A 13,166-nucleotide genomic window follows, 5' to 3' on the forward strand; every position below is an offset into this window, starting at 1 on the left:
CCGCCGCCCTCTAAAGAGGGGCCCCACCCCCCAGCGGGGGGGGCGCCCGATGTTCTGCGGTAGACCGGCCGGGGGGGCCCAAACCGCCCCCCCCACGGCCAATGAAAAAGCGCAGCTCACATACGCGGGCTGCGCTTTTTTCTTGCCTGGCGTGCCGCCGCTCGCCGAACGAGCGACGGATGCCGTTACGCGATCATGCCTCGTACGCGGCCGGCCGGATCGCGATGACGCGCGAGCCCGGGAACCGCGCGGTGAACGTGCTGCCGCGCCCTTCCTCGCTTTGCACGTACAGGTGCGCATCGTGCCGCTGCAGCACATGCTTGACGATCGCGAGCCCGAGCCCCGTGCCGCCCGTATCGCGCGAGCGGCTGCGGTCGACGCGATAGAAGCGCTCGGTCAGCCGCGGCAGGTCGGCGGCCGGAATGCCGAAGCCGCTGTCCGTGACGGAAAACACGCCCTGCGCACCCTCGCGCCGCCACGACACGACGATCTTGCCGCCGTCCGGCGTATAACGAATCGCGTTCGTGACGAGATTCGCGAACGCGCTGAACAACTCCGTCTGCGCGCCCGTGACGCCGAGCGTCTCGTCGATCGAGAACGCGATGTCGTGATGCCCGTTCGACAGCGTCTGCGCATCCTCCTTCAGATGGTCGAACACGGCACGCATGTCGATCGCGCGATCGACCGGCGGCTTGCTCTCGCCTTCCAGCTTCGCGAGCACCAGCAGGTCGGTGACGATGTGCCGCATCCGCGACGCCTGCTGCTCCATCATCTCGATATAGCGTGCGCGGTCTTCCTCGTTCAGCGGCAGCTCGCGCATCGTCTCGAGGAAGCCGGACAGCACGGTGAGCGGCGTCTTCAATTCGTGCGACACGTTCGCGACGAAATCGCGCCGCATCGCGTCGGTACGCTCGAGCTCGGTGATGTCCTGCGTGAGCAGCAGCTTGCGGTTCTCGCCGTACGGAAACACCTGCACGGCCAGCACGTTCTGCCGCGCGCCGCCCATGCCGCGCATCACGAGCGTCTCGTCGTAATGCTGCGCATTCAGGTAGCGGACGAACTCGGGATGACGCACCAGGTTCGTGACGTGCTGGCGCAGGTCGCGCTTCGCATCGAGACCGAAATGGACCTCGGCGATCGCGTTGCACCACTCAATCTGGTCGTGGTCGTCGAGCATCGCGACGCCGTTCGGCGAGGCCTGGATCGCCTGGATGAAGCGCGAATGCTGCTGTTCGACCTGCCGCACCTGCGCATGCCACTGCTTCGCGAGCTTGTGCAGCCGGTAGTAGATCTCGCCCCAGATGCCCGGCGCGCTCGGCACTTCGCCGTAGACGGGCGCATCGAGCAACCGCCACAGACGCTGCGTATGGAAGGTGCTGAAAAAGCCCTGCGCGATCAGCATCACGGCCACGAACACGAGGCCCGCGGTCGGGCCGGCAAAGACGCCGACCAATACGCCGATCAGCACGAGCAGCACGAGCGACACCAGAAAGCGCGCCCAGATGATGTTCATGATTCAGCGTCCGAAAGAATGAACGGCATGCCGTGGCACACGGCATGTCCGGATACGTTACGCGTGCTTGGCGAGCCGGTAGCCGCTGCCGCGCACGGTCTCGATCATCGCATCGCAGCCGGCCGGTTTCAAGGCCGCGCGCAATCGTTTGATGTGCACGTCGACGGTTCGCTCTTCGACGAACACATGGTCGCCCCACACCTGGTCGAGCAGTTGCGTGCGGCTGTGCACGCGCTCCGGATGCGTCATGAAGAAATGCAGCAGGCGGAATTCGGTCGGGCCGAGATCGAGCTTGATCTCGCTGCCTTCCGCATGCGCGGCGACGCGATGCGTGGCCGGATCGAGGCGCAGCCCGTTGATCGACACGACGTCCTCGGTCAGCTGCGGCGCACGACGGCGCAGCACCGCCTTGATGCGCGCCATCAGTTCCTTCGGCGAGAACGGCTTCGTCACGTAGTCGTCCGCGCCGATCTCGAGGCCGAGCACCTTGTCCTGCTCGTCGCCGCGCGCGGTCAGCATGATGATCGGGATGTGTTTGGTCCGTTCGTTGTTGCGCAGGTCGCGCGCAAACGCGATACCGGACTTGCCCGGCAGCATCCAGTCGAGCAGCACGAGATCGGGCAGCACGTCGCTGATCAGGTTCTGCGCCTGTTCGGCGTTGTACGCGCGGATCGGGCAATGACCGGCGTGCTGGAGATTCACCGAGATCAGTTCGGAAATCGCGGGCTCATCTTCAACGACGAGAATGTTGCTGGGCATCGGCACCTCTTTTCTTCCTGTACGTTATCGCGTTAACTGTTGGCTTCGCGGTCGAGCGTGTCGCGCGGCTGGTGCCGCACGTCCGTGCCCTTCACGATGTAGATGATGAATTCGGCGATGTTCTTCGCGTGGTCGCCGATCCGTTCGATCGCCTTCGCGATGAACAGGTAATCGAGGCCGACCGAGATCGTGCGCGGATCTTCCTGCATGTACGACACGAGCTTGCGCACGAACGCGCGGAATTCCATGTCGATCTCCTTGTCGTCCTTGACGATCTGCGCGGCCGCCACCGTATCGAGACGCGCAAACGCGTCGAGCGCGCGGCGCAGGATCGTCACGGCCATCTCGCCCGACACCTTGATCTCGGCGATGTTGACCGCGCGCGCGGCCGGCTCGTCGACCAGGCGGCGCACGCGCTTCGCGATCTTCTCTGCCTCGTCGCCGGCACGCTCGAGGTTCGTAATCGTTTTCGAAATCGACATCAAAAGACGCAGGTCGCGCGCGGCAGGCTGCCTCCGCGCGATGATGTTGCCGCATTCCTGGTCGATGTCGACTTCCATCGCGTTCAGCGTTTCCTCGGCCGTGATCACCTTCTCGGCCGCGTCGCGATCGAATTCGTTGAGTGCGTGCATCGCGCCGACGATCTGCGACTCGACGAGCCCGCCCATTTCCAGCACTTTCGACGACACGGCATTCAGGTCCGCGTCGAACTGGCTCGACAGATGTTTATCCGACATGGCTGTTGTTCTCCGTCATCAGCCGAAGCGGCCGGTGATGTAGTCTTCCGTTTCCTTGCGCACCGGCTTGATGAAGATCTTTTCGGTTTCACCGAACTCGATCAGCTCGCCCAGGTACATGTAGGCCGTGTAATCCGAGCAGCGTGCGGCCTGCTGCATGTTGTGCGTGACGATCACGACCGTGTAGTCGCTCTTCAGCTCCGCGATCAGTTCCTCGATGCGGCCCGTCGAGATCGGGTCGAGCGCCGAGCACGGCTCGTCGAGCAGCAGCACTTCCGGACGGATCGCGATGCCGCGCGCGATGCACAGACGCTGCTGCTGGCCGCCGGAGAGGCCGTAGCCGCTCTGGCCAAGCTTGTCCTTCACTTCGTTCCACAGCGCGGCCTTCGTGAGCGCCCACTCGACGCGGTCGTCCATTTCCGAGCGCGTGAGCTTTTCGAACATCTTCACGCCGAACGCGATGTTGTCGTAGATCGACATCGGGAACGGGGTCGGCTTCTGGAACACCATGCCGATGCGCGCACGCAGCAGCGAGATGTCGCGCTTCGTCGTCAGCAGGTTCTCGCCGTCCATCAGGATTTCGCCTTCGGCGCGCTGCTCCGGATAGAGCGCGAACATCTTGTTGAACGTGCGCAGCAGCGTCGACTTGCCGCAGCCCGACGGGCCGATGAACGCCGTCACCTTCCCTTCGGGAATGCGCAGGTTGATGTTCTTCAGCGCATGGAACTTGCTGTAGAAGAAGTTGAGGTTGTTGACCTCGATCTTCGCGTTCAGCGGCGCGAGCGGGCGATCGTTCGCCGCGTCGTGCGTGCCGGCGGGCGCTGCGGTGCGCTCGACGGGATTCAGGTGGCTCTCTGCCATATTCATCGGATTGCTCCGCCGTTACTTTTTCGAGAAGACCGAGCGCGCCAGGATGTTGAGTCCGAGCACCCCGAGCGTAATCAGGAACACGCCCGCCCATGCGAGCGACTGCCATTCCGCGAACGGGCTCATCGCGAACTTGTAGATCGTCACGGGCAGGTTCGCCATCGGCTGGCTCATGTCCCACGAGAAGAACTGGTTCGACAGCGCGGTGAACAGCAGCGGCGCCGTTTCGCCGGCGATCCGCGCGACCGCGAGCAGCACGCCCGTGATGATGCCGCCCACCGATGCGCGCAGCGTAATCTTCAGCACCATTCGCCACTTCGGCGTGCCGAGCGCGAAGGCTGCTTCGCGCAGCGCGTTCGGCACGAGCTTCAGCATGTTCTCGGTCGTGCGGATCACGATCGGGATCTGCAGCAGCGCGAGCGCTATCACGCCGGCCCAGCCCGAGAAGCGCCCCGACTTCGCGACGACGAGCGCGTACACGAACAGGCCGATGACGATCGACGGCGCGGACAGCAGGATGTCGTTGATGAAGCGGATCGTGCTCGCCAGCAGGTTCTTCTGGCCGTATTCGGCGAGATAGACGCCCGCGAGGATGCCGATCGGCGTGCCGACCAGCGTGCCGAAACCGCACAGCAGCAGGCTGCCGACGATCGCGTTCGCGAGACCGCCGCCTTCGGTGTTCGGTGCCGGCGTCGATTCGGTGAACAGCTGCAGCGACAGGCCGCCGATACCGAGGTGCAGCGTCGTGTACAGGATCCACACGAGCCACAGCAGGCCGAACGCCATTGCGCCGAGCGATGCGGCGAGCGCGATCGCGTTGACGGCCTTGCGCTTGCGCTGCAGGCGCTCGCGCATCGCTTCGAGCACGGCGCCGTCTGGCCCCGGGAAATTCATGATGGGCTCGCTCATTTCTTGCCCTCTCCCTTCTCGAGACGAAGCAGCAGCAGTTTGGAGATGGACAGCACGATGAACGTGATCACGAACAGGATCAGGCCCAGTTCCATCAGCGCGGACGTATGCACGCCCGGCTGCGCTTCCGCGAATTCGTTCGCGAGCGCCGACGTGATGCTGTTGCCCGGCGCGAACAGCGACACGCTGTCGAGCAGGTTCGTGTTGCCGATCACGAACGTCACGGCCATCGTCTCGCCGAGTGCGCGGCCGAGGCCGAGCATCACGCCGCCGATCACGCCGGTCTTCGTATACGGCAGCACGACCTTCCACATCACTTCCCAGGTCGTGCAGCCGATCCCGTATGCCGATTCCTTCAGCAGCACGGGCGTGACCTCGAACACGTCGCGCATCACCGACGCGATGTACGGGATGATCATGATCGCGAGAATCACGCCGGCCGCGAGGATGCCGATGCCGATCGGCGGGCCGGACGTCAGCGGCCCGAGCACCCACACGTCCTTGAGCAGATGGCCGAGCGGCTTCTGGAAGTATTCGGCGAAGATCGGCGCAAACACGAGCAGGCCCCACATGCCGTACACGATCGACGGAATCGCGGCGAGCAGTTCGATCGCGATGCCCAGCGGACGGCGCAGCCACACGGGCGACAGCTCGGTGAGGAACAGTGCGATGCCGAAACTGACGGGCACCGCGATGACGAGCGCAATGACCGACGTCACGATCGTGCCGTAGATCGGCACGAGTGCGCCGTAGATGTCCGAGTTGGGATCCCACTCGGATTGCCACAGGAAGCCGAGGCCGAACTTCTGGATGGTCGGCATCGACGCAATGATCAGGGAAACGATGATCCCGCCCAGCAGCAGCAGGGTCACGATCGCGGCGAGCCGTGCGAGGCCGCCGAACAGAACGTCGCCGAGGCGGCTCGGCGCGCGCTGCTGCGCACTGTCGGGCGATCGGGAGGACGCGTATGAAATATCAGACATGGGTGCCTGCTTTTGATCGCCGGGCGCCGTAACGCCCGGCTTTACCGCACACACTGCCCGACCGGCGCGGCCGGGCAGTGAACCGCTGCATTGCTTACTCGGCGGCGACCGGCTTGCCCGATGCGTCCGTCACCTTCGTCTTCCACTGCTTGCGGATTTCCGTCTCGACCGTCGCCGGCAGCGAGATGTAGTCGAGGCTGTCCGCAGCCTTCTCGCCGTTCTTGAACGCCCAGCTGAAGAACTTCAGCGTTTCCGCGCCCTGCTCCGGCTTGTCCTGCTTCGCGTGCAGCAGCACGAACGTCGCGCCGACGACCGGCCATGCTTCCTTGCCCGGCTGGTTCGTCAGGATCTGGTAGAACGACTTCGACCAGTTCGCGCCGGCGGCAGCCGCCTTGAACGTTTCCGTCTTCGGCTCGACCACCGTGCCCGTCGAGTTCTTCAGCGCAGTGTAGGTCATGTTGTTCTTCTTCGCGTACGCCCACTCGACGTAGCCGATCGCGCCCGGCAGGCGCTGCACGAAGGCCGCAACGCCGTCGTTGCCCTTGCCGCCCGTGCCCGTCGGCCAGTTGACCGTCGTGCCTTCGCCGATCTTCGACTTCCACTCGTCGTTGACCTTCGACAGGTAGTTCGTCCAGATGAAGCTCGTGCCCGAGCCGTCAGCACGGCGAACGACGGCGATGTCCGTATCCGGCAGCTTGACCTTCGGGTTCAGCGCGGCGATCGCCGGATCGTTCCACTTCTTGATCTTGCCGAGGTAGATGTCGCCGAGCACCGGGCCCGACAGCGTCAGTTCACCGGCCTTCACGCCCGGCACGTTGATGACCGGCACCACGCCGCCGACCACCGTCGGGAACTGGAACAGGCCTTCCTTCGCGAGCTCTTCATCCTTCAGCGGAGCGTCCGAACCGGCAAAATCGACCGTCTTCGCGACGATCTGCTTCAGGCCGCCCGACGAACCGATACCCTGGTAGTTGACCTTCGCGCCGCCGGACTGCTGGTAGTCGGCAGCCCATTTCGTATAGATCGGCATCGCGAACGTGCTGCCTGCGCCCGTGATGTCGGCAGCTTGCGCGGCAACGGCGAAAAGCGCGCCAGCCAAGCCGGCAATCGCGGTTTGCATCAATTTCATGAGACCTCCAGTGTGTGAGCGGATGACTACGGCACCGCGAAGGTTAGGGGCTCCTCATGACGGTAATGTGACAATCGATGAAACTGGCGTGACAGTAACATGACTGGTTGAAAGGGAATATCGGATGCGGCGCGGGCGGCGCCTGCGGGCACCGGAACGGCAGAGGCGGCAAGAATTGCCTGCCTGGCAAGGACGGGGTGGGCACCCGTTTTTCGGGTGCGCCGGCGGATCGTAGCGCAGCGTCGGCGGTACGGGAAGCCCCTGCGGTGGGCGCGATATCAGGGGTCGGAAGATATCTTCAGTCAGGCGATGCATTGATCGACGCGACACACTATAGGTAGCGCAAACCTTTGCGTCTGACGAAATTGCGGCGCCCGAAGGCGCCGCATGCCGATTCACCGGAGAACCGGCGCGCGGGCGGCAGGCCGCCCCGCGCCGATATCGTGCGTCAGGTCGTCGCCGCGCGCACCGCGTCGGCGATCGTCTCCGCATGGCGGACCGCATCGGCCGCCTGCTGCGCTTCGACCATCACGCGCAGCACGGGCTCGGTGCCCGATGCGCGGATCAGCACGCGGCCGCTGCCGGCGAGTGCGGCTTCGGCCGCGTCGATCGCGGCGCGAATCGACGCGCTGCCCTTCCAGTCGGCGCCCGGCTTCATCCGCACGTTGATCAGCTTCTGCGGAAACAGCGTGACGCCATCGAGCATCTGCGCGAGCGTTCGGCCGCTGCGCTTCAGCGCGGCCAGCACGAGCAGCGCCGACACGATGCCGTCGCCGGTCGAATGCCGGTCGAGCGACAGGATGTGGCCCGAGCCTTCCGCGCCGAGCTGCCAGCCGTGCTCGCGCAATTGCTCGAGCACATAGCGGTCGCCGACCGCCGCGCGGACGAATTTCACGCCCTCGCGCTGCAGCGCGACTTCGACGGCGAGGTTCGTCATCAGCGTGCCGACCGCACCTTCGACCTTGCCGTCGGTCGCGATCCGGTCCTTCACGAGCACGTAGAGGAGTTCGTCGCCGTTGTACAGGCGCCCGGTCGCATCGACGACCTGCAGGCGATCCGCATCGCCGTCGAGCGCAATACCGAGATCGGCGTGGTTCGCCCGCACCGCGCGCACCAGCGCGTCGGGCGCGGTTGCGCCGACGCCGTCGTTGATGTTGAAGCCGTTCGGCGCGACGCCGATCGGGATCACGTCCGCGCCGAGCTCGTGGAATACATGCGGCGCGACCTGGTACGCGGCACCGTGCGCGCAATCGACCACGAGCTTCAACCCGCGCAGGTCGAACGCAGCCGGGAACGTGCTCTTGCAGAACTCGATGTAGCGACCGGCCGCGTCGTCGAGGCGGCGCGCCTTGCCGAGGCCGTCGGACGACGCGCACTCGAGCGGCTTGTCGAGCCACGCTTCGATCGCGGCTTCGGTGTCGTCGGGCAGCTTGTTGCCGTCGGCGGAGAAAAACTTGATCCCGTTGTCGTGATACGGGTTATGCGACGCGCTGATCACGACGCCGGCCGACAGGCGCAGCGCACGCGTCAGATATGCGACGCCCGGCGTCGGCATCGGGCCGGCCAGCATCACGTCGACGCCGGCTGCCGAGAAACCGGCCTCGAGCGCGGCTTCGAGCATGTAGCCCGACACGCGCGTGTCCTTGCCGATCAGCACCGTCGGCCGCGAGCCTGCCGCGACGTCGGCCGAGCTGGCCAGCACCTTGCCGGCCGCGTAGCCGAGGCGCAATACGAAATCCGGCGTGATGGGCGCCTCGCCCACCGTGCCGCGAATGCCGTCCGTGCCGAAATATCGACGTCCCATGGCGAATCTTCCTCCTTCGTCTTCTGACTTATCGTTGCCGCGCGGCTTCGCGCACGGCATTCCAGACTTTCAGCGCATCGACCGTCGCCGCGACGTCGTGCACGCGCACGATCGCCGCACCGCGCTCGACCGCGCACAACGCGGCCGCCACGCTCGCCGCGACGCGCTCCATCGGCGGCTTGCCGCCGATCACCGCGCCGAGCATCGACTTGCGCGACATGCCCGCGAGAATCGGATAAGCGCGCCCGTCGGGCCGCGCGGGCGCCGTGTCCGACAACGCGGCCAGCAGCGCATAGTTGTCGTCGACGACCGCCTTGCCGAACCCGAAGCCGGGATCCACGCAGATCCGCTCCGGCGCAATGCCCGCGTCGCGCAACGCCTGCGCGCGCGCGGCGAGAAACTCGCGCACGTCGGTCACGACGTCGCCGTAGTCCGGCTCGCCGACCTGCATCGTCTGCGGCTCGCCGAGCATGTGCATCGCGCACAGCCCGCAGTTGCCGTCGCGCACCGCGTCGATCGCACCCGGCTGGCGGAATCCCCAGATGTCGTTGATCAGGTCCGCGCCGGCGGCCAGCGCCGCGCGCATCACGGCCGGCTTGTAGGTGTCGACCGACAGCGGCACGTTCAGCGGCCGCAGCGCCTCGACGAGCGGGATCACACGCGCGAGTTCCTCGTCGAGCGGTACGGGCGGCGCGCCGGGGCGCGTCGATTCGCCGCCGATATCGAGGAGGTCCGCGCCTTCGGCGATCATGCGCTCGGCCTGGCGCAGCGCATCGTCGCGCGCGAGGAAGCGGCCGCCGTCGGAGAACGAATCGGGCGTGGCGTTGAGAATGCCCATCACGAGCGGGCGCTCGAACGTCAGTGCGAAGCGGCCGCACTGGAGCGGCGCGGGAACAGATGGAGTAACAGCGGAATCGGACACAAGCGACTGGCGTGGTTGAATGCAAAACGGGCCGGTGTGAAGCCACACCAGCCCGTGAACGGTGCTAAAGCGGAGGTTATGCCGCCGGCGAAGCAGGCGCCGGCGCGTTGCCGGGCTTGACCTCGGCGCTGCTGCCACCGCCCGACGAATCGCCGCCGACGGCCGGCGAGCTCTTCGGCGAGCGCGGCGGACGGCCTTCCATGATGTCGTTGATCTGATCGGCGTCGATCGTCTCCCACTCCATCAGAGCAGCCGTCATCGCTTCGACCTTGTCGCGGTTCTCTTCGAGCAGGCGGCGCGCAAGGGTGTACTGATCGTCGAGCACGCGGCGGATTTCCGAATCGACCTTCTGCTGCGTCGCTTCCGAGATCGTGCGCGTGAAGCCGCGGCCGAACGGCGACGCATCGTTCTCGTCGTCGACGTAGACCATCGGCCCGAGCGCATCGGTCATGCCGAAACGGGCCACCATCGCGCGCGCCGTCTGCGTTGCCTTGTTGAAGTCGTCCGATGCGCCGGTGCTGACGAGATTCATGAACAGCTCTTCCGCCACCCGGCCACCGAACAGGATCGCGAGGCGGTCCAGCAGGTAGTCCTTCGAGTACGTCTCGTTGTCATGCTCCGGCAACTGCCACGTGACGCCCAGCGCACGGCCGCGCGGGATGATCGTGACCTTGTGCACCGGGTCGGCCTTCGGCAGCAGCTTCGCGACCACCGCGTGGCCCGACTCGTGGTAAGCGGTCGCGCGCTTCGCTTCCTCGCGGATCACGGCCGACTTGCGCTCCGGACCCATGAAGATCTTGTCCTTCGCGTCCTCGAAATCCTGCATCTCGACGATGCGCTTGCCGCGGCGTGCCGCGAACAGCGCAGCCTCGTTCACGAGGTTCGCGAGATCGGCGCCCGAGAAGCCCGGCGTGCCGCGTGCGATGACGGCCGCATCGACGTCGTTCGCGATCGGCACCTTGCGCAGGTGCACGCGCATGATCTGCTCGCGGCCGCGGATGTCCGGCAGACCGACGTAGACCTGACGGTCGAAACGGCCCGGACGCAGCAGCGCCTTGTCGAGCACGTCGGAACGGTTGGTCGCGGCGATCACGATCACGCCTGAGTTCGCCTCGAAGCCGTCCATCTCGACCAGCATCTGGTTCAGCGTCTGCTCGCGTTCGTCGTTGCCGCCGCCCATGCCGGCGCCGCGATGACGGCCGACCGCGTCGATTTCGTCGATGAACACGATGCACGGCGCATGCTTCTTCGCCTGCTCGAACATGTCGCGCACACGGGCCGCGCCGACGCCGACGAACATTTCGACGAAGTCCGAACCCGAGATGCTGAAGAACGGCACCTTCGCTTCACCCGCGATCGCGCGGGCGAGCAGCGTCTTGCCGGTACCCGGCGGGCCGACGAGCAGCACGCCGCGCGGAATGCGACCGCCCAGCTTCTGGAATTTCTGCGGATCGCGCAGGAAGTCGACGAGCTCGGACACTTCTTCCTTCGCTTCGTCGCAGCCCGCGACGTCGGAGAAGTTCACCGCGTTGTTGTTCTCGTCGATCAGCCGCGCTCGCGACTTGCCGAACGAGAAGGCGCCGCCTTTGCCGCCCCCCTGCATCTGCCTCATCATGTAGAACCAGAACACGATGATCAGGATCGTCGGCCCGAGGTAGTACAGCGCGGACATCAGCGCATTCGGCTCGTCGTCGGCCTTGCCGCTGACCTGCACGCCGTACTTCATCAGATCGCCGACCATCCAGATGTCGCCGGGCGACACGATCTGGTATTTCTGGCCATCAGCCGGAGTGACGGTGAGGTTGCGCCCCTGAACGATGACGTTCTTGACCTTGCCGTTCTTGGCGTCGTCCATGAACTGCGAATAGGACACGCCTTCCTGGACGCGGGGCTTGTCGAACTGCTTGAACACCGTAAACAGCACCAGTGCGATCACTAACCACACCGCTGCCTTCGAAAACATATTGTTGTTCAAAGCACCACTCCTTCACTCGTAGACGAGCGCCTACATTTTCCTTGCGGCGCCCCTCGGTCATTCTAATCCAGTCCGACCACCCTCGCCATAAGCATTGACAACCGCCGCGATAGCGCTTCGCTTGTCTGGCAAGGGCCGGAGCCCGTTTGCGGCACCCCGCCGCGCGTCAGCGCGGATGCTTCAGATGCCGACCCAAAATGAACGTTTCGGCCGATTTGTTGCGGGACGCCTTGGGCTTGCGCGGCGCGACGGTCTTAAACTGCTGTTTGAATTTCTCGACGATCTGGCTGTAGCCGCTGCCGTGAAAGCATTTCACGAGCAGCGCACCGTCCGGCTTCAGATGCTTCTGCGCGAATTCGAGCGCCAGATCGCAGAGATGCTCGATGCGCGCCGCGTCCGCCGAGGCCACACCGGAGAGGTTGGGGGCCATGTCTGAAATAACAAGGTCCACCGCGCGGCCTTCGAGCACTTCCTCGAGCTGGTGGAGCACTTCGTCCTCGCGGAAGTCGCCCTGGATGAAGTGGACGTCGGCGATCGGCTCCATCGGCAGCAGGTCGAGCGCGATGATCGTGCCGTCGATGCCGCCTTCGCGCTCGGTAACGCGCTTCTTGCCCTGCGCGAGCTTGTTGCGGGCATACTGGCTCCAGCTGCCCGGCGTCGCGCCGAGATCGACGATGACCTGGCCCGGACGGACCAGCTTGTCCTGCTCGTCGATTTCCTTCAGCTTGTACGCGGCACGCGCGCGATAGCCCTCCCGCTGCGCCATTTTGACGTACGGGTCGTTGATGTGGTCGTGCAGCCAGTGCTGGTTAAAGCGGTTTTTTGCCATTCGAGAGAGAGATTGCTGCCATTTGCTTCGTGAAGCCGCGCTTTTAGCGGATAATACGCGTCTTCTTCGCGCGGCTGCGGCCCCTTTTCAGGCCCAAGCCGCGATTTTACGTGGTTTCGGCGCACGGCTGACGCGGTAACTTCCCGCGATCGTTTTTCAGGCCGCGTGCCCCTATTTAGATTTCGACATTTCCATGCCCGCCCTTTCGCTTTCTCCCGCCGAGCGCTCCGCGCTGCGCTCCCAGGCCCATGCGCTCAAGCCCGTCGTGCTGATCGGCGGCGAAGGGCTGACCGACGCCGTGCTGAAGGAAATCAAGGTGCACCTCGCCGCGCACCAGCTGATCAAGATCCGCGTGTTCGGCGACGAGCGCGACGAACGCATCGCGATCTACGACGAGATCTGCGACCGCCTGAGCGCGGCGCCGATCCAGCACATCGGCAAGCTGCTGGTGATCTGGAAGCCCGAGGCCGCCGCAGCGGCCCCGGCCCGCGGCCGTCGCGCCGGCACGCTGCCGAGCGCGGCCGAAGCCGCCGACGACAGGAAAGGCCGCGCACCGCGCACGGTCAAGGTCGTCAAGGTGTCGCCGAACGCGAGCCCCGTGCGTCGTCCGAAGCCGACGAAGGTCGTCGTGCGCGGCAACGAGCGCGTGACGGCAGGCGGCAACGTGAAGCGCGCGAAAAAGCGCCAGGCAAGCACCAAGCGGCCGTTCCAGGACAAGTAAAACGCGTACGCGGCACAG

General features: G+C 65.4%; 12 protein-coding genes. 1 reads left to right on the forward strand and 11 read right to left on the reverse strand.

Annotation, left to right across the window (positions count from 1 at the left end):
• Positions 1–193: 193 nt before the first annotated feature.
• From phoR to ACPUER_RS29200, 11 genes are all read right to left on the reverse strand, one after another.
• Positions 194–1,513, reverse strand: a complete 1,320-nt coding sequence (gene phoR, locus ACPUER_RS29150) for a phosphate regulon sensor histidine kinase PhoR (RefSeq protein ID WP_310134908.1) — start codon at positions 1,511–1,513, stop codon at positions 194–196.
• 57 nt (positions 1,514–1,570) lie between these two features.
• Positions 1,571–2,272: a phosphate regulon transcriptional regulator PhoB gene (phoB, locus tag ACPUER_RS29155; RefSeq protein WP_027787869.1), complete on the reverse strand. Its 702-nt coding sequence runs from the start codon at positions 2,270–2,272 to the stop codon at positions 1,571–1,573.
• A 32-nt stretch (positions 2,273–2,304) separates the two neighbouring features.
• The gene (gene phoU / locus ACPUER_RS29160; protein WP_006758671.1) at positions 2,305–3,009 is read right to left on the reverse strand and encodes a phosphate signaling complex protein PhoU; all 705 of its coding nucleotides are present in this window, start codon (positions 3,007–3,009) and stop codon (positions 2,305–2,307) included.
• A gap of 18 nt (positions 3,010–3,027) precedes the next feature.
• Positions 3,028–3,876 (reverse strand): phosphate ABC transporter ATP-binding protein PstB, encoded by an 849-nt coding sequence (pstB, locus tag ACPUER_RS29165; RefSeq protein WP_072435860.1) that lies wholly within the window; start codon positions 3,874–3,876, stop codon positions 3,028–3,030.
• A gap of 15 nt (positions 3,877–3,891) precedes the next feature.
• Entirely contained in the window at positions 3,892–4,785 is an 894-nt protein-coding gene (pstA, locus tag ACPUER_RS29170) for a phosphate ABC transporter permease PstA (protein WP_105392992.1), read from the reverse strand.
• Complete coding sequence (gene pstC / locus ACPUER_RS29175; protein ID WP_175962429.1) at positions 4,782–5,768, reverse strand: phosphate ABC transporter permease PstC; 987 nt, start codon at positions 5,766–5,768, stop codon at positions 4,782–4,784. The genes pstA and pstC overlap by 4 nt, the downstream gene beginning before the upstream one ends.
• A gap of 94 nt (positions 5,769–5,862) precedes the next feature.
• Positions 5,863–6,897 carry a phosphate ABC transporter substrate-binding protein PstS gene (pstS, locus tag ACPUER_RS29180; protein ID WP_175962428.1) on the reverse strand — a complete coding sequence of 345 codons (1,035 nt, stop codon included), beginning with the start codon at positions 6,895–6,897 and terminating at the stop codon, positions 5,863–5,865.
• A gap of 448 nt (positions 6,898–7,345) precedes the next feature.
• On the reverse strand, positions 7,346–8,701 hold the full coding sequence (glmM, locus tag ACPUER_RS29185; RefSeq protein ID WP_175962427.1) for a phosphoglucosamine mutase: 1,356 nt from the start codon (positions 8,699–8,701) through the stop codon (positions 7,346–7,348).
• Between the two features lie 28 nt (positions 8,702–8,729).
• A complete protein-coding gene (gene folP, locus ACPUER_RS29190) occupies positions 8,730–9,671 on the reverse strand; it encodes a dihydropteroate synthase (protein ID WP_175962426.1) in 942 nt (313 codons plus the stop codon).
• Positions 9,672–9,699: 28 nt separating this feature from the next.
• Positions 9,700–11,598, reverse strand: coding sequence for an ATP-dependent zinc metalloprotease FtsH (gene ftsH / locus ACPUER_RS29195; RefSeq protein WP_072435866.1), 1,899 nt, complete (start codon positions 11,596–11,598; stop codon positions 9,700–9,702).
• Between the two features lie 166 nt (positions 11,599–11,764).
• Entirely contained in the window at positions 11,765–12,427 is a 663-nt protein-coding gene (locus ACPUER_RS29200) for an RlmE family RNA methyltransferase (protein ID WP_425132778.1), read from the reverse strand.
• Between the two features lie 193 nt (positions 12,428–12,620).
• Here ACPUER_RS29200 and ACPUER_RS29205 point away from each other — a divergent pair, with 193 nt between their 5' ends.
• A complete protein-coding gene (locus ACPUER_RS29205) occupies positions 12,621–13,148 on the forward strand; it encodes a YhbY family RNA-binding protein (RefSeq protein WP_425132779.1) in 528 nt (175 codons plus the stop codon).
• Positions 13,149–13,166: the final 18 nt, after the last annotated feature.

Origin of the sequence: Burkholderia sp. DN3021, assembly GCF_049805555.1 — a bacterium.
Lineage (GTDB): Bacteria > Pseudomonadota > Gammaproteobacteria > Burkholderiales > Burkholderiaceae > Burkholderia > Burkholderia pyrrocinia_C.

Excerpts from the sequence above, each read along its gene's own strand:
- phoR (WP_310134908.1), bottom strand. The coding sequence starts at position 1,513 with ATGAACATCATCTGGGCGCGCTTTCTGGTGTCGCTCGTGCTGCTCGTG.
- phoB (WP_027787869.1), bottom strand. The coding sequence starts at position 2,272 with ATGCCCAGCAACATTCTCGTCGTTGAAGATGAGCCCGCGATTTCCGAA.
- phoU (WP_006758671.1), bottom strand. The coding sequence starts at position 3,009 with ATGTCGGATAAACATCTGTCGAGCCAGTTCGACGCGGACCTGAATGCC.
- pstB (WP_072435860.1), bottom strand. The coding sequence starts at position 3,876 with ATGAATATGGCAGAGAGCCACCTGAATCCCGTCGAGCGCACCGCAGCG.
- pstA (WP_105392992.1), bottom strand. The coding sequence starts at position 4,785 with ATGAGCGAGCCCATCATGAATTTCCCGGGGCCAGACGGCGCCGTGCTC.
- pstC (WP_175962429.1), bottom strand. The coding sequence starts at position 5,768 with ATGTCTGATATTTCATACGCGTCCTCCCGATCGCCCGACAGTGCGCAG.
- pstS (WP_175962428.1), bottom strand. The coding sequence starts at position 6,897 with ATGAAATTGATGCAAACCGCGATTGCCGGCTTGGCTGGCGCGCTTTTC.
- glmM (WP_175962427.1), bottom strand. The coding sequence starts at position 8,701 with ATGGGACGTCGATATTTCGGCACGGACGGCATTCGCGGCACGGTGGGC.
- ACPUER_RS29200 (WP_425132778.1), bottom strand. The coding sequence starts at position 12,427 with ATGGCAAAAAACCGCTTTAACCAGCACTGGCTGCACGACCACATCAAC.
- ACPUER_RS29205 (WP_425132779.1), top strand. The coding sequence starts at position 12,621 with ATGCCCGCCCTTTCGCTTTCTCCCGCCGAGCGCTCCGCGCTGCGCTCC.